22 protein-coding genes are annotated in these 20,216 nt (G+C 69.5%); 8 read left to right on the top strand and 14 right to left on the bottom strand.

Features of this window, described 5'->3' with window-relative positions; genetic code table 11:
- Window positions 1-13: 13 nt before the first annotated feature.
- The gene (gene ccrA / locus ACFOGJ_RS29325; RefSeq protein WP_379906857.1) at window positions 14-1,324 is read right to left on the bottom strand and encodes a crotonyl-CoA carboxylase/reductase; all 1,311 of its coding nucleotides are present in this window, start codon (window positions 1,322-1,324) and stop codon (window positions 14-16) included.
- Window positions 1,325-1,706: 382 nt separating this feature from the next.
- Here ccrA and ACFOGJ_RS29320 point away from each other — a divergent pair, with 382 nt between their 5' ends.
- Together ACFOGJ_RS29320 and ACFOGJ_RS29315 are read left to right on the top strand one after the other, a co-directional pair.
- The gene (locus ACFOGJ_RS29320) at window positions 1,707-3,719 is read left to right on the top strand and encodes a methylmalonyl-CoA mutase family protein (protein ID WP_379906856.1); all 2,013 of its coding nucleotides are present in this window, start codon (window positions 1,707-1,709) and stop codon (window positions 3,717-3,719) included.
- A gap of 113 nt (window positions 3,720-3,832) precedes the next feature.
- The gene (locus ACFOGJ_RS29315; protein WP_379906855.1) at window positions 3,833-4,294 is read left to right on the top strand and encodes a hypothetical protein; all 462 of its coding nucleotides are present in this window, start codon (window positions 3,833-3,835) and stop codon (window positions 4,292-4,294) included.
- A 35-nt stretch (window positions 4,295-4,329) separates the two neighbouring features.
- Here ACFOGJ_RS29315 and gluQRS read toward each other — a convergent pair whose 3' ends face one another.
- Window positions 4,330-5,271, bottom strand: coding sequence for a tRNA glutamyl-Q(34) synthetase GluQRS (gene gluQRS / locus ACFOGJ_RS29310; protein WP_379906854.1), 942 nt, complete (start codon window positions 5,269-5,271; stop codon window positions 4,330-4,332).
- Window positions 5,272-5,361: 90 nt separating this feature from the next.
- Between gluQRS and ACFOGJ_RS29305 the strand changes: the two genes are divergently transcribed.
- The 5 genes from ACFOGJ_RS29305 to ACFOGJ_RS29285 all read left to right on the top strand — a co-directional run bounded on the left by ACFOGJ_RS29305 (window position 5,362) and on the right by ACFOGJ_RS29285 (window position 8,604).
- Window positions 5,362-5,808, top strand: a complete 447-nt coding sequence (locus tag ACFOGJ_RS29305; RefSeq protein ID WP_379906853.1) for a hypothetical protein — start codon at window positions 5,362-5,364, stop codon at window positions 5,806-5,808.
- Window positions 5,809-6,057: 249 nt separating this feature from the next.
- Entirely contained in the window at window positions 6,058-6,450 is a 393-nt protein-coding gene (locus ACFOGJ_RS29300) for a hypothetical protein (protein ID WP_379906852.1), read from the top strand.
- Window positions 6,447-7,082: a DNA-3-methyladenine glycosylase family protein gene (locus ACFOGJ_RS29295; protein ID WP_379906851.1), complete on the top strand. Its 636-nt coding sequence runs from the start codon at window positions 6,447-6,449 to the stop codon at window positions 7,080-7,082. Before ACFOGJ_RS29300 ends, ACFOGJ_RS29295 begins: the two co-directional genes overlap by 4 nt.
- Before the next feature lie 58 nt (window positions 7,083-7,140).
- Window positions 7,141-7,878, top strand: a complete 738-nt coding sequence (locus ACFOGJ_RS29290) for an alpha/beta hydrolase (protein ID WP_379906850.1) — start codon at window positions 7,141-7,143, stop codon at window positions 7,876-7,878.
- Between the two features lie 174 nt (window positions 7,879-8,052).
- Window positions 8,053-8,604 (top strand): HNH endonuclease, encoded by a 552-nt coding sequence (locus tag ACFOGJ_RS29285; RefSeq protein ID WP_379906849.1) that lies wholly within the window; start codon window positions 8,053-8,055, stop codon window positions 8,602-8,604.
- Between the two features lie 190 nt (window positions 8,605-8,794).
- Here the strand turns inward: ACFOGJ_RS29285 and ACFOGJ_RS29280 are convergent, their stop codons facing one another.
- Window positions 8,795-9,004: a GDCCVxC domain-containing (seleno)protein gene (locus ACFOGJ_RS29280; protein WP_379906848.1), complete on the bottom strand. Its 210-nt coding sequence runs from the start codon at window positions 9,002-9,004 to the stop codon at window positions 8,795-8,797.
- Between the two features lie 569 nt (window positions 9,005-9,573).
- Between ACFOGJ_RS29280 and ACFOGJ_RS29275 the strand changes: the two genes are divergently transcribed.
- Window positions 9,574-9,966 (top strand): MerR family transcriptional regulator, encoded by a 393-nt coding sequence (locus tag ACFOGJ_RS29275; RefSeq protein WP_379906847.1) that lies wholly within the window; start codon window positions 9,574-9,576, stop codon window positions 9,964-9,966.
- 153 nt (window positions 9,967-10,119) lie between these two features.
- Here the strand turns inward: ACFOGJ_RS29275 and ACFOGJ_RS29270 are convergent, their stop codons facing one another.
- From ACFOGJ_RS29270 to ACFOGJ_RS29220, 11 genes are all read right to left on the bottom strand, one after another.
- On the bottom strand, window positions 10,120-10,755 hold the full coding sequence (locus ACFOGJ_RS29270; RefSeq protein WP_379906846.1) for a demethoxyubiquinone hydroxylase family protein: 636 nt from the start codon (window positions 10,753-10,755) through the stop codon (window positions 10,120-10,122).
- Window positions 10,756-10,805: 50 nt separating this feature from the next.
- Entirely contained in the window at window positions 10,806-11,327 is a 522-nt protein-coding gene (locus ACFOGJ_RS29265; protein ID WP_379906845.1) for a disulfide bond formation protein B, read from the bottom strand.
- Window positions 11,328-11,460: 133 nt separating this feature from the next.
- A complete protein-coding gene (locus ACFOGJ_RS29260; RefSeq protein ID WP_379906844.1) occupies window positions 11,461-12,078 on the bottom strand; it encodes a YqaA family protein in 618 nt (205 codons plus the stop codon).
- A 214-nt stretch (window positions 12,079-12,292) separates the two neighbouring features.
- Window positions 12,293-12,439 (bottom strand): hypothetical protein, encoded by a 147-nt coding sequence (locus ACFOGJ_RS29255; protein ID WP_379906843.1) that lies wholly within the window; start codon window positions 12,437-12,439, stop codon window positions 12,293-12,295.
- A gap of 80 nt (window positions 12,440-12,519) precedes the next feature.
- Window positions 12,520-14,154, bottom strand: a complete 1,635-nt coding sequence (locus tag ACFOGJ_RS29250) for an AMP-binding protein (protein ID WP_379906842.1) — start codon at window positions 14,152-14,154, stop codon at window positions 12,520-12,522.
- Window positions 14,151-14,498: an AtuA-related protein gene (locus tag ACFOGJ_RS29245; RefSeq protein WP_379906840.1), complete on the bottom strand. Its 348-nt coding sequence runs from the start codon at window positions 14,496-14,498 to the stop codon at window positions 14,151-14,153. Before ACFOGJ_RS29245 ends, ACFOGJ_RS29250 begins: the two co-directional genes overlap by 4 nt.
- Window positions 14,499-14,511: 13 nt before the next feature.
- Window positions 14,512-15,861, bottom strand: a complete 1,350-nt coding sequence (locus ACFOGJ_RS29240; RefSeq protein WP_379906839.1) for an acyclic terpene utilization AtuA family protein — start codon at window positions 15,859-15,861, stop codon at window positions 14,512-14,514.
- Between the two features lie 13 nt (window positions 15,862-15,874).
- The gene (locus ACFOGJ_RS29235; RefSeq protein WP_379906838.1) at window positions 15,875-16,915 is read right to left on the bottom strand and encodes a cyclase family protein; all 1,041 of its coding nucleotides are present in this window, start codon (window positions 16,913-16,915) and stop codon (window positions 15,875-15,877) included.
- Window positions 16,916-16,931: 16 nt separating this feature from the next.
- Window positions 16,932-17,621: an ABC transporter ATP-binding protein gene (locus tag ACFOGJ_RS29230; RefSeq protein WP_379907085.1), complete on the bottom strand. Its 690-nt coding sequence runs from the start codon at window positions 17,619-17,621 to the stop codon at window positions 16,932-16,934.
- A 32-nt stretch (window positions 17,622-17,653) separates the two neighbouring features.
- The gene (locus ACFOGJ_RS29225; protein WP_379906837.1) at window positions 17,654-19,363 is read right to left on the bottom strand and encodes a branched-chain amino acid ABC transporter ATP-binding protein/permease; all 1,710 of its coding nucleotides are present in this window, start codon (window positions 19,361-19,363) and stop codon (window positions 17,654-17,656) included.
- Window positions 19,364-19,378: 15 nt separating this feature from the next.
- Window positions 19,379-20,216, bottom strand: an 838-nt coding sequence (locus ACFOGJ_RS29220; protein ID WP_379906836.1) for a branched-chain amino acid ABC transporter permease, incomplete at its 5' end; no start/stop codon positions are given.

Below are 20,216 nucleotides of genomic sequence, written 5' to 3'. Positions count from 1 at the left end.
CCTTCACCGGGCCTCAGCCGTAGAAGGCCTCGACCGCATCCTCGAGGGTGCGCAGGCCGGGACGCAGCGCGTTGACCAGCACCGCCATGTTCCCCGGCTTGTGCTTGTTTTCCCACATCTTGGTATGCGCCCGCGGGATGTCGTCCCAGGCGAAGACCTCCGACATGCAGGGGTCGATGCGGCGCTCGATCACCAGCTGGTTGGCCTGGCTGGCCTGCATCAGGTTGGCGAAATGGCTGCCCTGGATGCGCTTCTGCCGCATCCAGACGAAGCGGGCGTCCATCGTCAGGTTGTAGCCGGTGGTGCCGGCGCAGAACACCACCATGCCGCCGCGCTTCACCACGAAGCAGCTGACCGGGAAGGTCTGCTCGCCCGGATGCTCGAAGACGAAGTCGACATCGTTGCCCTTGCCGGTGATGTCCCAGATCGCCCGGCCGAAGGGGCGCACCCGCTTCATGTAGTCGGCATAGACCGCCGCGTCGGTCACCGGCGGCAGCGGCCCCCAGCAGTCGAAGTCGTTGCGGTTGATGACGCCCTTGGCGCCCAGCGACATCACGAAGTCGGTCTTCGAGGTGTCGGAAATCACGCCGATCGCGTTGGCGCCGGCGGTGGCGATCAGCTGGATCGCCATCGACCCCAGGCCGCCCGCCGCGCCCCAGACCAGCACGTTGTGCCCCGGCCGCAGGATGTGCGGGCGGTGGCCGAACAGCATGCGGTAGGCGGTCGCCAGGGTCAGGGTATAGCAGGCGCTCTCTTCCCAGGTCAGGTGCTTCGGCCGCGCCAGCAGCTGGCGGGACTGCACCTTGCAGAACTGGGCGAAGGAGCCGTCCGGCGTCTCGTAGCCCCAGATCCGCTGGCTGGGGGAGTTCATCGGGTCGCCGCCGTTGCACTCCTCGTCGTCGCCATCGTCCTGGTTGCAGTGGACCACGACCTCGTCGCCGACCTTCCAGCGGGTGACCCGCCGGCCGACCTTCCAGACGATGCCCGAGGCGTCGGAACCGGCGATGTGATATTCTGCCTTGTGCACGTCGAACGGCGAGATCGGCACGCCCAGGCTGGCCCAGACGCCGTTGTAGTTGACGCCGGCCGCCATCACGAGGACCAGCACCTCGTCGGCCTCGATCTCGGGGGTGTCCACCACCTCGATCTGCATCCCTTCTTCCGGCGGCCCGTGCCGCTCGCGACGGATGCACCAGGCATGCATGCGGGCCGGAACATGGCCCATCGGCGGGATCTCGCCGATCTCGTAGAGGTCCTTCGGCGCCGGGCCGGACCCGGTGGAAGGCGCCTGCGGCTGCTCCTGCGAGAGCGCAGCGTTCGACATCGATAGGTCTCCTCGAACTGTCATGGCCGCGGCCCCTGCCGCCAAGCGGCACGGGACACACGCCACCTCACTGGATTGCTGTCCTGTTGCGGTGCAGCATAGCACGGAAGCCGGCGATGCACCTCCCCGCGCGGGAGCCGGTGCGGAGCGGGCCGGTGGCGCGCGTGCGGCAACGCCCGCCAGGGCACGGGCACCGCGCAGGAAACTGCGGCGGCGGCGCCTTGGCGGTCGACAGTCAGGCGCCGGCGGTGCAGAGTTCCACCGCCATTGCCGCCGGTCTTGACGCCGGCTTGCTGCGTCGCAATAACGGTTACAATATTGCGTCCGATCAATGCAACACATAATTTTCGGGCGCGCGGCCGCGCAGAGAGGTAAGAATCTTATGTCCCCGACATCCCCCCCCGCCGACGGCCGCCTGCCGGAGCGCGACCGGCCCTGGCTGATCCGGACCTATTCCGGGCATTCCTCCGCCGCCGCTTCCAACGCGCTGTACCGTTCCAACCTGGAGAAGGGGCAGACCGGCCTGTCGGTGGCCTTCGACCTGCCGACCCAGACCGGCTACGACGCCGACCATCCGCTGGCCCGCGGCGAGGTCGGCAAGGTCGGCGTGCCGATCTCCCATCTGGGCGACATGCGGACCCTGTTCGACGGCATTCCGCTGGCGCAGATGAACACCTCGATGACGATCAATGCGACGGCGCCCTGGCTGCTGGCGCTGTACATCGCGGCGGCGGAGGAACAGGGGGCGGATCGCGCCGTGCTGCAGGGGACGGTGCAGAACGACATCGTCAAGGAATACCTGTCGCGGGGCACCTACATCTTCCCGCCCGGCCCCAGCATGCGCCTGATCGCCGACACCATCAGCTTCGCCTATCGCGAAGTGCCGAAATGGAACCCGATCAACGTCTGCTCCTACCACCTGCAGGAGGCCGGCGCGACGCCGGTGCAGGAACTGTCCTATGCGCTGGCCACGGCACTGGCAGTGCTGGACACGGTGAAGGATGGCGGCCAGGTGCCGGAAGCCGACTTCCCCAAGGTGGTGGGGCGGATCAGCTTCTTCGTGAATGCCGGCATCCGCTTCGTCACCGAGATGTGCAAGATGCGCGCCTTCACCGAGCTGTGGGACGAGATCCTGCAGGCCCGCTACGGCATCGCGGAGGAGCAGTACCGCCGCTTCCGCTACGGCGTGCAGGTCAATTCCCTGGGCCTGACGGAGCAGCAGCCGGAAAACAACGTCTACCGCATCCTGCTGGAGATGCTGGCCGTGGTGCTGTCCCGCAACGCCCGGGCGCGCGCGGTGCAGCTGCCCGCCTGGAACGAGGCGCTGGGCCTGCCGCGCCCCTGGGACCAGCAGTGGAGCCTGCGGCTGCAGCAGATCGTCGCCTATGAGACCGACCTGCTGGAATTCGCCGACCTGTTCGACGGCAGCCACGCGGTCGAGGCGCAGGTCGCCGCACTGAAGGAGGCCGCGCGGGCGGAACTGGAGGCGATCGCCGCGCAGGGCGGCATCGTCGCGGCAGTCGATTCCGGCAGCCTTAAGGAGGCCCTGGTGGCCAGCAATGCCCGCCGGGTCCGCGACATCGAGAGCGGCGACCGAAAGGTCGTCGGCGTCAACGCCTTCACCGGCAGCGAGCCCTCGCCCCTGCTGTCGGAGGGCGAAGCCGGCTATCTGGCGGTGGACCCGGAAGCGGAGGCGGAGCAGATCGCCAGCCTGCAAGCCTGGCGGGACGCTCGCGACGGCGCCGCGGCCGAGGCGGCGATCGCCGCGCTGGAGGCCGATGCACGGGAGGGCCGCAACATCATGCCGGCCTCGATCGCGGCGGCGCGGGCCGGCGTCACCACCGGGGAATGGGGCGATGCCCTGCGGCGGGTGTTCGGCGAGTATCGCGCCCCGACCGGGGTCAGCGGCCGGCTGGCGACCCTGGATCCGGAGCGGGTGGCGCAGGTGCGCGCGCATGTCCAGGCAGTGGCCGGCCGGATCGGTCGGCCGCTGAAGATCCTGGTTGGCAAGCCCGGCCTGGACGGCCATTCCAACGGTGCCGAGCAGATCGCGGTGATGGCCCGTGACTGCGGCATGGAGGTGGTCTACGAAGGCATCCGCCTGACCCCGGCACAGATCGTCAGTGCCGCACTGGAGGAATCGGTGCACCTGGTCGGTCTGTCGATCCTGTCGGGCAGTCATGTCAGCCTGGCGCAGGATGTGCTGGAAGGGCTGGAGCGCGAAGGACTGGGCCATGTGCCGGTGGTCGTCGGCGGCATCGTGCCGCCGGAGGATGCGGAGCGGCTGCGCGCGGCCGGCATCGCCGCGGTCTTCACGCCGAAGGATTTCGAACTGAGCGGCATCATGCGGGCAATGGCCGACATCGTCGCCGAACGCTGGGCCGAGGCGGCATAGGCGCCGGGCCGGCGGCACCCGCACGGGGCGCAGGCAGGACGCTTTCGGTCCGCCACGGGGGCTGTGCCTTGGGGGGAAGGGATGACGCACCTGGTGAAACCAGGCGCTGCCGGATGATCCGCTTTTCCGGCGCGGACCATCTGATCGCCGTCGAAACCGCGCCGGACGGACTGCAGGGCGCCTTCCTGCTGCATCTGGAAGGTCGGGTGCCGCCGGGCGACCTGTTCGAGGCATATCGCCGGCTCGGCGCGATGGTCTCAGGGCCGGTCCTGAATCTCATCGTCGTGAACATCCGGCTGGACCTGCAGCTCAGCTACAGCGAATTCGCGGAGATCCATCGCGGGCTGTACGACTGTGGCATCCGGCGCCTGAACCTGGTCGTCGCCAATCCGGAGCCGGCAATCCGGCACCTGGTCAGCTTTGGCGACGAGGTCGGGCGCCTGCAGCGGCAGGAGATCCATCCGCGCGTCGTCGCCGACCGCAGCGCCGCCGTGGCCGAGCTGCGCGCGCTGATGGCACAGACGCCGGACATCTCCGCGGCGCCGGACAGCCGTCCCGGCGGCGGGATGAGCTGACCGTTCCGCCGTTGCCGCGCGGTTGTCAGCCGCCTTCAATGCTCGTGGATGCCCGAGGCGGAGGTCCCGATCTCTCCGGAGGGCGGGCCCTCCGCGGCCCAGCGATCAGCCAGGTCGAGCAGCGCGGCGGGCGACATGCCGCGGTCCCGCAACTCGCGGATGGTCAGGTCGCGGTCCCGCTTGGCCAGCCGCTTGCCGTCGTGCCGCAGCAGGATCGGGTGGTGCCGCCAGACCGGCACCGGCAGGTCCAGCAGGGCCTGCAGGACCCTGTGCAGGTGACAGGCGTAGCGCAGGTCCTCGCCCCGGGTGACCAGGGTGATCCCCTGCGCCGCGTCGTCGATCACGACGGCAAGGTGATAGGAGGTCGGCACTTCCTTGCGAGCCAGCACAACGTCGCCCAGCAGGCCGGCATCGGCCGTCGCCGTGCCCGCATCCAGGTCGTGCCAGGCGAGCCGCCCGACCCGTGCCGCGGCCGCGGCGCTGTCCAGGCGCCAGGCATGGGCCGCGCCGGCGGCGATGCGGGCCGCGGCCTCCGCCGGCTCCAGGCTGCGGCAGGTCCCGGGATAGATGGCCCCTTCCGGCCCGTGCGGGGCCTGGGCACTGGCGGCGATCTCGGCGCGGATCTGTGCCCGGGTGCAGAAGCAGGGATAGACCAGGCCGGCATCGCGCAGGCGTTCCAGCGCCTGCCGGTAGACCGGGAAACGGTCGGACTGCCGCCAGGGCGGTGCTGCAGGTGCCAGCCCCAGCCAGTGCAGGTCCTCCAGGATCGCCGTCTCGAATTCCGGGCGACATCGATCGCGGTCGATATCCTCCAGACGCAGCAGGAAGCGCCCGCCTTCGGCGGTGGCGGCGGCCCGCCAGGCCATGTGCGCAGCATAGGCATGCCCGACATGCAGCATGCCGCTGGGGCTGGGGGCGAAGCGGGTGACGGGTGCGTCCGGCAAGGTCTGGCCTTTGCTGACGGAAGAATCTGTCATTCCATGATGCGTGGTGATAGCCGTAGCGGGATAGCCGGTACAGGCGCCTGCCGGCGGCACCAAGACCCAGCCTGCCAGCCAGGACAGAACGTGCAAGACGAACCTTCCACCGACCTGACGCCGGATCCTGTCGTCGGCCCGGATTTCCGCCTGACCTTCCAGCTGGCGCCCGGCGGGCTGGCAAACGCCGTTATGGCGCGGGTGGAGGGCCGCTTCACCGGTGCGGCGCTGGTGGCGGCCTATCGCGTGCTGGTGCGGTACGCCGACGGCCCGGTCCTGAGCGTCATTGCCGATACGCGGGGCACCGAGACCCTGCTGGACTTCGCCGCCTACCGGACGGCCACTGGGGTGATGACGGCGCACGGCATCGCGCGGCTGAACCTGGTGGTCTGCGAGCGCGATGTCGGGCGGCAGTTCCTGGTCCGCTTCGGCAACGAGGTGGCGCAACTGGGCGGACTGACCGTCCGTTCGCGCATCGTCGCGGATATCGATGCCGCCGCCGAGACCCTGGCGCAGCTGATCGCCGAACCCGACTGAACGGTCGGGCCGGCATGCTGCGTTGCCGGGATGGCCGCTGCGGACTTGTTCCGATGGGGGATAGGCGGCGGGCCCTTTCCGGGTCATGTTCCGGCAGATCTGCCTTCCTTCTTTTCGCACGGGGGCTGCCGTCTGGCTGCCTATGGGCAGCAGGATTTCGTGAGGCGAGAGAGATTGTTGGCTGAACCATCACCAGACGCGATGCCGCCGGCCCGCCTGCCCCCGCCCGTGGACGGGGATGCCTGCCGGGTGACCTTCGACGCGGTTCCCGGCGGTCTGGCGCATGCCATCCTGTTCCGTGCGGTCGGCACCTATACCGGCCCCGTCATGGTCGAGGCATACCGGGCCATCGCGGAGGTGACGGAGGGCGATATCCTCAACGTGCTGGGCGACACCCGCGCGGCGGAAGCCTTCCTGGATACGGCCAGCTACGAGACCGCCTCCCGCCTGCTGGTCGACAGCGGCATCCGCTTCCTGAACGTGGTCCTATGCGACCGGGATCCCGGCCGTGCCTTCGTCGCCCGGTTCGGCAATGCGGTCAGCCGGATCCAGGGGCTGGAGGTGGAGACGCAGGTGGTGCCCACCATGGCGGAGGCGGTTGCTGCGCTGGCGGCGATGGCCGCACGCACGCGGCGGCCATGAGCCCTGCCGCGACGGCCACCGCCACCGACCCGGCGGTGCGCGCCCTCTGCGCGGCCGATCCCGAGCTGGCGCGGGTCGCCGCCGGCATCATCGACCTGCCGGCGCGCGACCGGCCCGCCGGCTTTCGCGGCCTGGCGTCGATCATGGTGCAGCAGCAGGTCTCCCTGGCCTCCGCGGCGGCGATCTGGGGCAGGCTGGAGGCCCGGCTCGGTGCCGTCACCGCCGACCGGCTGACGGCACAGAGCGACGAGGTCCTGCTGGGCTGCGGCCTCAGCCGGCCGAAACTGCGCTACCTGCGCGCCGCGGCCGAAGCGGTGGCGGATGGCAGCCTGGACCTGCAGGCCCTGCCCGGCCTGCCGGTCGCCGCCGCGCGCGAGGCGATGACGGCGGTGACCGGCATCGGCCGCTGGACGGCCGACATCTACCTCTTGTCGGCGCTGGGCCATCCCGACATCTGGCCGGCGCATGACCTGGCGCTGCAGGTCGCCCTGCAGGCGGCGAAGGGCCTGCCCGACCGCCCGGCGCCGAAGGCCACGGACGCGATCGCGGAAGCCTGGGCACCGCATCGCAGCACGGCGGCCCGGTTGCTCTGGGCGCATTATCGGGTCATCAAGGGCCGCGACGCCGTCTGAGGCGCCGCCGGTCGCCCTGTCGGCACCGGCCCCTGCCACGCAGAAGAGGATGACGGACATGGTGCAGCGCCTGAGCGGCCCGCGGGTGCCGCCGCGCAGCGGCGGCGGGCCGCAGCAGCTGGTGGTGCTCCTGCACGGCTATGGCGCGAATGGCGAGGACCTGATCGCGCTGGCGCCCTATTTCCAGCAGCGCCTGCCGCATGCCGCCTTCGTCGCGCCGCATGCGCCGCAGCCGGTGCCGGGCATGCCGCCCGGGATGGACGGGCGGCAATGGTTCGCGCTGGACAGCTATGACCCGAACATGATGCGTCGCGATCCCCGTTTCGCCGCGCAGATGTATGCCGGCATGGCCGAGGGCGCCGCCCGGGCGGCGCCGGCGATCGACGCCTTCCTGGACGAGGAACTGCGCCGCCATGGCCTGACCGATCGCGATCTCGCCCTGGTCGGCTTCAGCCAGGGCACCATGATGTCCCTGCATGTCGGCCTGCGGCGCCCCGGCGCCCCGGCCTGCATCCTGGGCTTTTCCGGCGCGCTGGTGGAAGGCGGCGGCGAGGGGGAGAGCCCGGGGGCGGCCTGGCGCAACCGGCCGCCGGTGATGCTGATCCACGGCGATGCCGACGAGGTGGTGCCGGTGGAGGCGATGTTCGAGGCCGGCCAGACCCTGGCCGCCGGGGGTGTCGGCGTGATCTGGCATGTCTGCCGCGGCATGCCGCACAGCATCGACGAGGAAGGCATCCATCTGGGGATCGGTTTCGTGGCCGGGCATCTGCTTGGGGCCAGTCGCCGCGCCGGTTGAACCCGACATGCAGTACGGTCACACAACCTTCATCGCGGATATGGTATAAGCTGCGCGCGGAATCGGACGCGCCGATTCGCCCACGCCAGACGGCCCGGATCGATTCGGCTGTGACCGATTCGGTCGGGACCGAAGCGGCGTCGCGGGCCATCGGCCGAAGCGGAGATCGGAACTGTGTTCAATTCTCCGGAGAGTTGCCCGGCGCTTGTGCTGAACGCGGACTATCGCCCGCTCAGCTACTACCCGTTGTCGCTCTGGTCCTGGCAGGACGCGATCAAGGCCGTCTTCCTGGAGCGGGTGAACATCCTGGCGGAGTATGACCGCGCGGTCCGCTCGCCGACCTTCGAGATGCGGCTCCCCTCCGTCATCTCCCTGAAGAGCTATGTCGCGCCGGCGCGGCGCCCGGCCTTCACCCGCTTCAACGTCTTCCTGCGCGACAATTTCTCCTGCCAGTATTGCGGCGCGACGGAGGAGCTGACCTTCGACCATGTCATCCCGCGCTCCCGCGGCGGGGTGACCAGCTGGGACAATGTCGTCGCCGCCTGCGCGCCCTGCAACCTGGAGAAGGGCGGCCGCTTCTGCACCGACGCGAAGATGTACCCGCGCGCCTGGCCGATGATGCCCAGCGTCCATCAGCTGCAGGAAAACGGCCGCCGCTTCCCGCCGAACTACCTGCACGAGAGCTGGCACGACTTCCTGTACTGGGACAGCGAACTGGAGCCGTAGGGGCCGCAGCGGCGGCGCTCGGTCCGGCGCCGGCTCCCGGCTGGCGGAGGCGGAGGCCGCCCCGCCGCCGCGTCACGTCGGGATGCAGATGGCCGGCATGGATCGCCGCCATGCCCGTTGCGAAGATCTTGCGAAGGGGATCCGGTCGGACGGCCAGGGGGCCTGCCTTCGCCAGACCGATCGTCAACGCTCAAACGCAGCATGACCGATCCAGCTGTATCGGAGGGCAGGGCACGGAACCGTAGGAACAGAAGACGCAACAATCGCCCGGGAGAGGGCGAAGCAATTTTCCGCATCCACTACATTCATAGAACCACTGACAGGCGTCCGTTGGCATCGTCTCGGTCTTCGCATGACCGCAGAGTGGGCAAGTTATCGTGCTTTGCAGCCGCTCAGTCACAGTCGTCGCTCCGGACAAGGGGGGAGTTCTGCCTTGTCGCGTCCTCAACGGGCGGGACAATGACGATTCTCAACACCTGACGGACCGGAAGGGGGCGATTCAGGCGTCGCTGTCGGGTCAAGGATCCGCCTCATCGGACTGTCCGCCACCACGCGAACAAGGCCCGCGACACCTCGACCTCCCATAGCGGCGCTGACAGCGCCACAATGAATAAAACGGTCGCGACCGCGGCAGCAGCGTGTCCCAGGCCGATCTTCTGACCTGCAGCAAGGCGGCGCCACACTCTGAACCATGACCATGCGATGACCGTACCGGCTACTGCAAGGATCAGGGTTCGATGTTCCACAAACGGGCCCAGCAGAGCCAACCAGGACCCGCCAAGTCCGACGATCGTTAGTGCGACCGGCAACACGCAGCATGACGCGGATAACACCGAAAGAAGTCCGGCAAGCCCGAGGACAGCCTTGCTGGATCGCGTCTCTGTGTCACCGCGCGATGAGATTTGGCTTGCTCGCATGGGTCCAGCCTGCAACCTGTAGCGACTACAGGTGCAATGGCGATCGGTTCACATGCATGCGATCGGTGTAGCCGCTGCGAGAAGCGGGCTGACAATCGAGACCATCCGGTACTATGAGCGTGCCGGCGTCACGGCAAGTCCCCACCGCACTGCCGCAGGACGACGCTTGTACAGTGAACATCAGATAGCGGCTTTGCGATTCATCAAGCGCTGTCGGGATCTCGGGTTCTCAATCGCAGATGCCAAGGCGCTTCTCGAACTTTCTGATGACCCACAGCGTGAATGCGGTCCGGCAGGAGAACTTGCAAGGCGACATCTGTCTGTCACGCGCCAGAAGCTTGCCGAACTTTCCAAACTTGAAGCCGCGCTGCAGCAAGTTGTCACCGCATGCGAGGCCGACGCGGCTCAATGCCCACTGCTCTTGAAGCTGCTCGAGCCAGATTGAGCGCGCCGCAGATCACAAGCCGGCGACGCCGCGCCCACCGCTTTCATCCGCATGCCAGGCGAAAGAGGAACGCAAGGCATAAGACGCCAAGCGGCTGCCTGCCGGCCGTTTGACGGCACGGCTTCCGCCTTGGCCGGCGGGCCGGCCGGCCGCCTATACCCGTTCCGACAGCCAGATCGCGGTGCGCGACGCGGCGCGGATCGCCGCCGTCAGCACCGGATGCGCCGGTGCCTCGGCGGAGCCGGCGGCGATCGCGGTGTCGCGATGCTCCAGCTCCTCCTTCCGGAAATCGTCGATCTTCTGCCGCAGCGCCGCCTCTTCCTGGCCGAGCTGCGCCAGCTGCCGCCGGTAGTGGCGGTCGATCTCGGTCTCCACCGCCTCGGTACAGGCCATGGCGGCCTTCGGACCCAGCAGCGCGGTGGCGGCGCCCAGGGTGAAGCCGGCGGCATGCCAGAGCGGGCTGAGCGCGGTGGGGCGGACCCTGCGGACGACCATCTCGCGGTTGAAATAGTCCAGGTGGCGCTCCTCCTGCGCCGCCATGTGGCGGATCTCGGCGGCGTCCGGCCGATGGCCGAGCACGGCCAGCTGGCCCTGGTAGATCCGCCGGGCGCCATATTCGCCGGCCTGGTCCACCCGCACCATACGGGCGATCCGGTCCTGCACCGTCGGATCGCCGGGCAGCCGGCCGTCACCGGTATGGGCGGGGCCGGGCGGTGCCTCGCGATCCTCGCCATCGGCTGGCGGGGGGGCATCGGTGCGGGGCCGGGCGAAAGGGAAGGGCGAGGACATCACGATCTCCCGATATATCTGGTGATCACGGCTGCAGTGATGGCTGCGGCCTACCGGCCCGCCGCCAGGCTCTGCCGTGCGGCGACGCCTGCGAAGACGGCCAGCAGCAGCGACAGGATGCCGTTCCAGCCTGCCATCGAGATGCCGGCAAAGGCGAAGGCGACCTCGTCGCAGCGGACCAGCGGCGCCGACATCAGCTGCGCCTTCAGGTCGTCGAGGCTCTGTGGCGTGCCAGAGGCGCAGGTGGTGATCCCTTCCCACCAGTGCAGCTCGACCCCGGCATGGAAGCCGGCGATCCCGGCACCGACCAGGAAGGCCAGGGCGACGGCGGCCAGCGCATGGCCTGCGACCCTCGCACGGCGTGCCGGATCGGCCGCGGTTGCGCGACAGGCGATCAGGCCGATCACCGCCAGGGCGATGACGGCGATATGGGCCCAGCGCTGCCAGTGGCACATGGTGCAGGGCGCCAGGCCGAACGCGTATTGCGACACCAGGGCAGCCCCCAGCATCGCCGCGGAGATCAGGCCCAGCAGCAGCAGGACGGTGACGCCGTTGCCCATGCCGATACCCATGTCGGGGCCTGTCCTGTTGCCGCCTCGCTCCAACGCCTGACCCTCATGCCGGCCGGGCCGACAGCCCGGCCATATCTATGTGCCCTTCCGCCGGCGCCGGATCAACGTCGTGCGGCGGCCTGCGGCGGAAAGCTCACAGCAGAACCTTCACAAGTGCGAAACCGCCGACGAACAGGACGAAGAACAGGATGGTGAGGACCGCCAGATTGCGTTCGATGAACGTCCGGATCGGCGGCCCGAACCGCCACAGCAGGGCGGCGACCAGGAAGAAGCGCGCGCCGCGCGCGGCGACCGAGGCGAGGATGAACACCAGCAGGTCCAGATGCACCACGCCGCTGGTGATCGTGATCACCTTGTAGGGGAAAGGTGTGAAACCGGCGCCGGCGACGATCCAGCCGCCCCATTCGGCAAAGCGCTGCTGGAACTCGGCGAAGGCGTCGTGATAGCCGTAGAAGTCGATGATCGCCGCGCCGATGCTCTCGTACAGCAGGGCGCCGATGGCATAGCCCGCCAGTCCGCCGACGATCGAGGACAGGGTGCAGAGGCCGGCCAGCAGGAAGGCCCGGTCCCGCCGCGCCAGGCACATCGGGATCAGCATCACGTCCGGCGGGATCGGGAAGACCGAGCTTTCCAGGAAGGAGATCCCGCAGAGCGCCGGCACGGCATGCCGGCCGCCGGCCAGCCGCATCACCCAGTCGTACAGGCTGGACAGGAACGGCAGCTGGAACGGGCGGCGTCTCACGCTGTCCATATGTCGGTAGCGGTCATCGGATCGCTTTGCCCCGGCGGATCGCTGTATCCCGGCAGGTCGCGGTGCCATGCCGGCACGCGGTCGCGGATGAAGGTCGCGGCCCGAAAGCGTGCCGGGCCGCGTCCGGTAGCTGCCGTATAGACTGCGCCGGCCGGATCTGTCCATCCGGCGCGTGGGCCGGCGCCGCGACCCGCCGGCGCGTGGCCGGCCCGGCCTATTTCGTCTCGACGGAGATGCCGCCCTTGCCCACATCGATCTCGACGCCGCTTTCCTGCTGTTCCTCCTGGTAGAGCAGGACGCCCAGGACGGCGACGCCGACCACGAGGAGGACGATGAGAAGGTAGAGCGTGCTGCGCGCCATGTCGGACGGATCCTTCTGCCGGCCGGGCCGACGGGCCCGGTTCCGGACGGATCAACGGCTGCGCTTGCTAAGGGTTCCCGTCAGCTGCCGGCCTGCGGCGCGCCATTGCGATCCGGGGGGGCGTCCCGGTCCAGCGCCGCCTGCGCCATGTCGCGCAGCCGGTTGCGCTGGATCTTGGTGCCGTTGGCGCTCTCGGTGGTGGGAAAGCCGTCGACCGGAAACACCCGCACCGGCACCTTGAACGCCGCCAGCGCCCCCTTGCAGTGGGCGCGCAGGGCCTCCGCATCCGCCGTCGCGCCGGGCTTCAGGGTGACGAAGGCGGCCGGCGCGGTGCCCTTCGCCGTCTCCACTCCCACCACCTGGCAGCCGTCGACGGCGGGATGCGTCAGCAGATGCGCCTCGATCTCCGCCGGGTTGACCAGGAAGCCGCCCAGCCGCAGGGCGTCGCCGGCGCGCGACAGGTAGACGAAGCTGCCATCGGCCAGGGTATGGCCCAGATCGCCGCTGCGGAAATAGCCGTCTTCCGTGAAGGCCGCCTTCGTCGCCTCCGGATCGCCGTCATAGCCGGTCATCAGGCTGGGCCCGGCGATCTCCAGCTCGCCCGCCTCGCCATGCGGCAGGATCGCACCTGTATCGCGGTCGCGGGCGCGGACCCGCGCCGCGGGGGAAACCGGCATGCCGCCGCCCAGCTTGCGCTGCGCCGCCGGCGCGCCCGGGTCCTGCAGGGAGAACAAGGCCTGCACCTCGCTGGACCCGTACAGGCCGCAGAGGGTCAGGCCGCGGGCCTCCGCCCGCTCCACGATATCGCCCAGCGCGGCGTTGAACCTGGCGAAGCCGAACTGCCGCAGGGTCGGGAAGGGGCGGGAGCCGTCCACCGCGGCCAGCAGGCGGTCGGCCATGTCGTCGGCGCCGACCGAATGGGTCACCCCATGCGCCAGGATCAGCCGTGCCGCTTCCTCCGCCTCGAAGGCCGACATCATCACGGTGGGCGCGCCGGCCGCCAGGGTGGCGGCGTACTGGCACAGCCCGAATACGCCGCAGAGCGGGATCGCCTGCAGCATCACCGCGTCCACAGCGTCATAGCCGAAGGCGTGTGCCACGTCGCGGCCATGGCCGGCGATCACCGACTGCCGGTGCACCACCAGCTTCGGCGCCTTGGTGGTGCCGGAGGTGGTGAAGATGTTGCAGGCACTGTCCGGCCGGGCCAGGTCCTCCGCCATTGGCGGCGCCTGCAGCAGGGCCTCGAAGGGCAGGGTTTCCGCCTGCGGCAGCGCCGGAGCGGTGGCCTTATCCTCGCCACTCTCGCCATAGACGATCAGGCTCCGCACCGCTTCCAGTGCCTGCGGCTCGACCCGGGACAGGATGTCCGCGAAGTCGATGCCGCGGAAGCCGGGCCAGATCGCCAGCGCCTTCGCCTGCGTGCGCCGGACGATGTCGCCGACCTCCACGCTGCGGTAGCGGGTGTTCACCGCCACCGCAATGGCCGACAGGCGGGCACAGGCCAGCCAGAGGATGACATAGGCGGGGCAGTTCGGCAGGAACAGGGCCACCCGGTCGCCCGGCCCGATACCGCGGTCGCGCAACGCCGCCGCGGTCCGGCGCGCAGCGGCGTCGATCTCGCCATGGCTCCAGGTACGGCCGGCATAGATCAGCGCCGGGGTATCGGCGGGCTGCGCGGCGAGAAGGCCGGTGATCGTGATGTTGCTGTCGCTCATTGTTCCGCCTGCAGGTCCCCTTCCGGCGCCGGCATGTCCGGCAGCGCGATTGTCAGCATCAGCGAGGACAGGCTCTTGCCGTGGATGTCCAGCCGCATGGAGCGGGTGACGCCGCCGTCCAGTGCGCCGTCGATGACGAAATTGTAGGCGCCGAGCCTGGGCAGCACGTAGCGGGCGCAGGGCCCTGTCGCCAGCCCGGCAAAGGCCCGCATCACCCGATCGCAGGTCAGGTGGGTGCCCAGGTGCCGGAAACCGGCATCGTCATAGGCGATGACGGAGATGTTCACCCGGTCGCCCTTGTCGCCGGAACGGCTGTGGGCCAGGTCGTGAACGCGCAGGGTCATGGTTCCGATGCCCTCATGCGGTGAACGGCTTCACCTGCGTGCGGACCTCGTCCCGCGGGATCAGCACCGACTGTACCCGCAGGATCTCCCGCACCGCCTTGAAATCGCCGGCGCCGCCGGCCGGACCGTTGGTCAGCAGGGTCTCCACCTCCCGGCCGATCACCTCGGCCGCCGCGCGGTCGGCGCAGCGGCCCGCAACCCGCAGGCGAACCTCGTAGGGCAGCGGCCTGTCCTCCGCATCGCCGTGCAGGCTTTCCATGCCGATCAGTTCGACCCGCAGCTCCGCGCAGGCATGCCCGCGAAGGTCCAGACGCCGGCGCACGATCTCGCCCGCCAGCCGGGCGCGCTCCACCGCGTTGATGCCGCCATAGGACATCTGCCCCTCGCCGATCCAGCCTTCCAGATAGCCGACGCTGACCTTCAGCGCCGCGGGCCGCGGCCGGGCCCGCGCACCCGTCACCTCGACCAGGTCCGGGGCGGCCTGGACGAAGTCGACATCGGTCACGTCCAGCACGCCGTCCGGCGTCACATAGGCGGCGGGGTCGTGCATCTCGTACAGCAGCTGCTCGGTGCAGGTCATCCGGTCGATGCGGCCGCCGCTGCCGGCGACCTTGCCGATCCGCACCCGGCCATCCGGCCAGATATCGGCATGCGGGAAGCCCAGCGCCCAGGGCTCCGGCACCTCTTTGAAGCCGGGATCGGCGAAATAGCCGCCGGTGATCTGGCCGGCGCATTCCATCAGATGCCCCATCACGCAGCCCTGGCCCAGGCGGGGATCGTCCGGCTCCCAGCCATGGGCGCGCATCGCCGGCGCCAGGAACAGGGAGGGGTCGGCGACCCGCCCGGTGATCACGACATCGGCGCCGGTGTCGAGCGCGGCGCCGATCGCGTCGGCGCCCAGATAGGCATTCGCGGAGACGATGCGATCGGCGACATCGCCCAGCCGCTCCCCGGTTTCCAGGAAGGTCAGGTCCGGATGCGCCAGCACCCAGTGCAGCACGTCGTCGCCCAGCAGGGCGGCGACCTTCGTGCCGGCCAGGCCTTCGTCGCGGGCGATCTGCGCCACCGTTTCCGCCGCCGCCTCCGGGTTGGCGGCGCCCATATTGCTGATGATGCGGACACCCTTTTCCCGGCAGGCGGGCAGGACGGAACGGATGCGCTCCGCCAGCAGCGGGTTGTAGCCGTCGCTCTGCCGGTTGCGCCGCGACAGCGCCTCCCGCGCGATGGTGCGTTCCGCCAGGCATTCGAAGACCAGGATGTCGATATCGCCGCGCTGCACCAGTTCCAGCGCCGGCTCCCAGCGGTCGCCGGCATAGCCGGCGCCGCTGCCGATGCGCAGCGGGCGGCCTTCCGATTCCGTCATATGGTAGCCGAAATCATGTCGTAGCGATGGGTGTCGCCGGTGAGCCGACGGCGCCCGGCAGGCGCAGCGGCGGCGCGGTCAGCAGAAAGCGCGACCGGTCCTCGGCCCGCAGATGCGCCGCCAGTTCCGACAGGTGCCACAGCTCGCCCAGATGGACACCAAGCTTGAACAGGCAATGCTCGTGCAGCGGCAGGGCGGCATGGCGGCCCTGGCCCGGCGCGGCCGGATAGGCCTCCACCGCGTAATTGTCGGCGATCAGCACGGCGATGCCGCTGTCGGTGATCCACTGCAGCAGCTTCGGATCGCGGCCGTCCAGGGCGGCACAGGCGCCGTGCAGCTTGGCCGGGTCGGGCTGCCGGTCCATGGCCAGCACCATGGCGGCGAAGCCGGTATGCAGGCAGAGCATGTCGCCTTCCTCCACCGCCACCCGGTCCTCATCCATGATCCGCATCAGTGCGTCATAGCCGACCAGCTCCCGCGCCTCGCCATAGCGGGCGTGCAGGTCGACCAGCACGCCGCGGCCCTGCACGCAGCGCTGCGCCATCTTCTCGATGCCCAGGCGATGGGCATGGGCACCCTCATAGGGGCTGCAGCCTTCCGCGTGAGCCTCGCCCGCCGGGCCGACGACATGTTCGCCGCCGCGCCAGCCGTTGTAGTAGACCCGCTCCGCCACCCCGTCGCCATCGGCGTCGAACAGGGCGCCGACATGGGACAGCGCGTCCCACTGGGTGGAGTACTGGGTGTGCAGCAGTACGGCATCGTCGCTGACCACATCGGTCCAGTCCGCCTCCAGCCGTTCCAGGGCGAAGTTGTAGTTGGGCTCCCCCTCCCGGATGGTGGAGAACAGCCGCGGCGGGTGGCGGCGCTCGTTCAGGACATTGCCGCCGGGATAGTCCAGCGGCAGGGAGAGGCAGAAGCTGCGCCCGTCGCGCACCTCCGCCGCCGCGGCGCGCACCCGTGCCGGGGTCAGCAGGTTCAGCCGCCCGTTCTCGTCGTCGGCACCGAAATCGCCCCAGGTGGAGCCCTCGGGCCGGTTGGTCCATCGCGCGGTCATCCGCCCCTCCTCCCCCTCAGAACAGCTGCATCAGCCGGACATGGTCGGTCAGCGGCGCCGGGTCGCCCTCATAGACGACGGCGCCGGTCTTGACGACCACCGCACGGCTGGCGATCGGCAGGCTCAGCTTCACGTTCTGCTCCACCATCAGGATGGTGGTGCCGAAGCGCTCGTTGACGGTGCGGATCGACTGCATCACCCGCTCCACCAGGTTCGGCGCCAGCCCGATCGACGGCTCGTCCAGGATCAGCACCCGGGGCCCGTGCATCAGGGCCATGCCGATCGCCAGCATCTGCTGCTGGCCGCCGGACATGGTGCCGCCGATCTGCTGCGCGCGCTCCTTCAGGATCGGAAACAGCTCGAACACCGCCTCCAGCCGCTCCGGCATGCGGGCCGCGTCGCGCTCGGCGAAGGCGCCCAGCTCCAGGTTGGTGCGCACCGTCAGGCTGCGGAAGATGCCGTGGCCCTGCGGCACGAAGGCGATGCCGTCGCGCACGTTCGCCGCCGGCGTTCGTCCGCCGATCTCCCGCCCTTCGAAGGCGATGCTGCCGGCCATCGGCCGCAGCAGGCCGAACATGGTCTGCAGCAGGGTCGTCTTGCCGGCGCCGTTATGGCCCAGCACCAGCAGGATCTCGCCCTGGTTCAGGTCCATGTCCAGGCCGTGCAGCACCCGCTTCTTGCCATAGCCGGCGGCCAGGCCCTGCACCTGAAGCAAAGGCTCGCTCCCCACCCCGGCGCTCACTTGAAGTACCTCTCGGCCAGCTCCGGATTCTCCATCAACTCCTGCGGCGTGCCGGTGGCCATGGCGCGGCCCTCGTCCAGGAAGCAGACGGTGTCGCAGAGCTCCTTGATGACGTCCAGGTTGTGCTCGATGATGCAGATCGCCTTGCCGTTCTCCGCCAGCCGGCGGATCACCGGGAAGATCTCCTGCAGGGTGGTCTCGTCCAGTCCCGACAGCGGCTCGTCGAACAGCAGCACGTCGGCGCCGGTGGCCAGCAGGCGGGCGACGACCAGCAGCTTCTCCTCCGCATAGGACAGGTTCTCCGCCACCTCCTGCGCCTTCGCGTCCAGCTCCACGAAGCGCAGCACCGCCATCGCGCGGGCGATGTTGTCGCGCTCCTCCCGCGCCACCCGGAACGGGCGGAAGAAGACGGCGGCGATATCGTCGCCGGACTGGCGCGGCAGGGCGACCAGCACATTCTCGATCACCGTCATCTTCGTGAACAGGCGCAGGTCCTGGAACGATCGCGCGACACCCGCCTCGACCAGGGTATGCGGCTTGCGCCGGCCGATGGCCTGGCCGCGCAGCCGGATCTCGCCGGCATCGGGCCGCAGGAAGCCGGTCAACAGGTTGAAGGCCGTGGTCTTGCCGGCGCCGTTCGGACCGATCAGCCCGGTGATCCGGCCGCGATGCAACTCGATACCGAAATCGGTCACCGCGGTGATGCCGCCGAAGCGCTTGGCGAGGCCGCTGGCCAGCAGCACCGCCTCGCCCGCCTGGCCGGCGCCGGCCGCCAGTAGCGCCTCGCCGGCATGAGGATCCGCCGGCGCGATCGCCCCGTCCTTCAGGTCGGCGGCCTCCCGCCCCTTCGGCTCCGGCAGTAGACCTTCGGGCCGGAAGCGCAGGATCAGCACCAGGATCGCGCCATAGATCACCAACCGCAGCTTGTCCGCGATGTCGACCGGCAGTTCGACGAACTTCAGCAGTTCCGGCAGCGCCACCAGGATCGCCGCCCCCAGGATCGAACCCCAGAGATTGCCGGTGCCGCCCAGGATCACCATGGCGAGGATGTAGATCGTCTCGTCGATGGTGAAGCTCTGCGCGCCGACATAGGAGAAGTAGCGGGCGAACAGTGCCCCGGCCACCGCCGCCAGCCCGGCGGAGAAGGCGAACACCGTCACCTTCATGACCAGGATGTTCTTGCCCACCGCCTCGGCCGCCGCCTCGTTCTCGCGCATCGCGCGCAGGGCGCGGCCGAACGGGGAATGGGCGAGCCGGCGGCAGATCCAGATGCAGGCGGCGGCGCCGATCGCGGCGGCGACCAGGAAGCTGCCGGGGCTGTCCAATGCCCAGTCCGTGCCACCGTATTTCGGCACGCCGCTGATGCCGTCGGTGCCGCCGGTCAGCCCGCCCCAGTTCAGGATCACCTCCAGCACGATGATCTGGAAGGCCAGCGACACGACGACCAGGTAATGGCCGCTGACCCGCAGCGCGGGCAGGGCGATCGCCACGCTCATGACCGCTGCGAAGGCGACCGCGATCAGCAGCGGCAGCGGGAAGGGCAGGCCCAGCTGGGTGGTGACGATCGCCGTGGCATAGGCGCCGAGCGCATAGAACGCGGCATGCGACAGGGCGAACAGGCCGGCGAAGCCGATCAGCAGGTTGAAGGAGCTGGCGAGGATCGCATAGAGGCAGATCATCACCAGGATGTGCAGGAAATAGTCCATCCGCTGCCCCCGTCCTCAGCGCCAGCGCACGCCGAACAGCCCTTCCGGGCGCAGCATGATCATGGCGAACAGGATCACGAAGGCGATCGAGGCCTGCCATTCGGTGGGGATCTGCCAGAGCCCCAGGCTCTGCACCAGGCCCAGCAGGAAGCCGCCGGCGGCCGCCCCCTTCAGCGAGCCGACGCCGCCGACGATCACCGCGACGAAGGCCATGAACACGGCGGCGAAGCCCATATGCGTGCTGGCGCCGTCCTTCAGCAGGATCAGCACCGCCGGAACCGCCGAGATCGCGGAGCCGAGGGCGAAGACCAGCAGGGTGATCTTCACCGTGTCGATGCCGATGATCCGCGCCATGTCGGGATCGTCGGTCATCGCCAGGATCGCCTTGCCATAGCGGGTCCAGCGCAGGAAGGCGGCCAGGGCCAGGCCGATGATCACGAAGCTGGCGACCTGCCAGACATGGATTGTGGTGAAGAAGGCCGGGCCGACGAAGTGGATGCCGTAGTCCAGGTCCTCGACCACCCGCACGCCGGAGCCGAACAGGATGCCGACCAGGTTCTCCAGCACGATGTACATGCCGAGCGACGCGATCAGCGGCACCAGCAGCGGCGCGTTGCGCACCTCCAGCGGGCGGTAGACCAGCAGGTAGCTGCCCAGGCCCAGCACGACGGCGCCGGCGATGGCGGCCAGCAGGCCCAGCCAGACCGGCAGGCCCAGGCCGCCGGCCACCGCCCAGCCGATATAGGCGGCGAAGGTGAAGATCGGGCCATAGGCGAAATGCACCAGGCGGGTGGTGGCGAAGATCAGGCCGAAGCCGATCCCCAGCAGCGCATAATGGCTGCCGTTGATCACC

It is taken from the genome of Marinibaculum pumilum, from assembly GCF_042646425.1.
GTDB classification, from domain to species: Bacteria; Pseudomonadota; Alphaproteobacteria; order Ferrovibrionales; family Ferrovibrionaceae; genus Marinibaculum; species Marinibaculum pumilum.
Note: the sequence above shows the minus strand (reverse complement) of the source record. Positions and strands in the feature narration are given on the sequence as shown.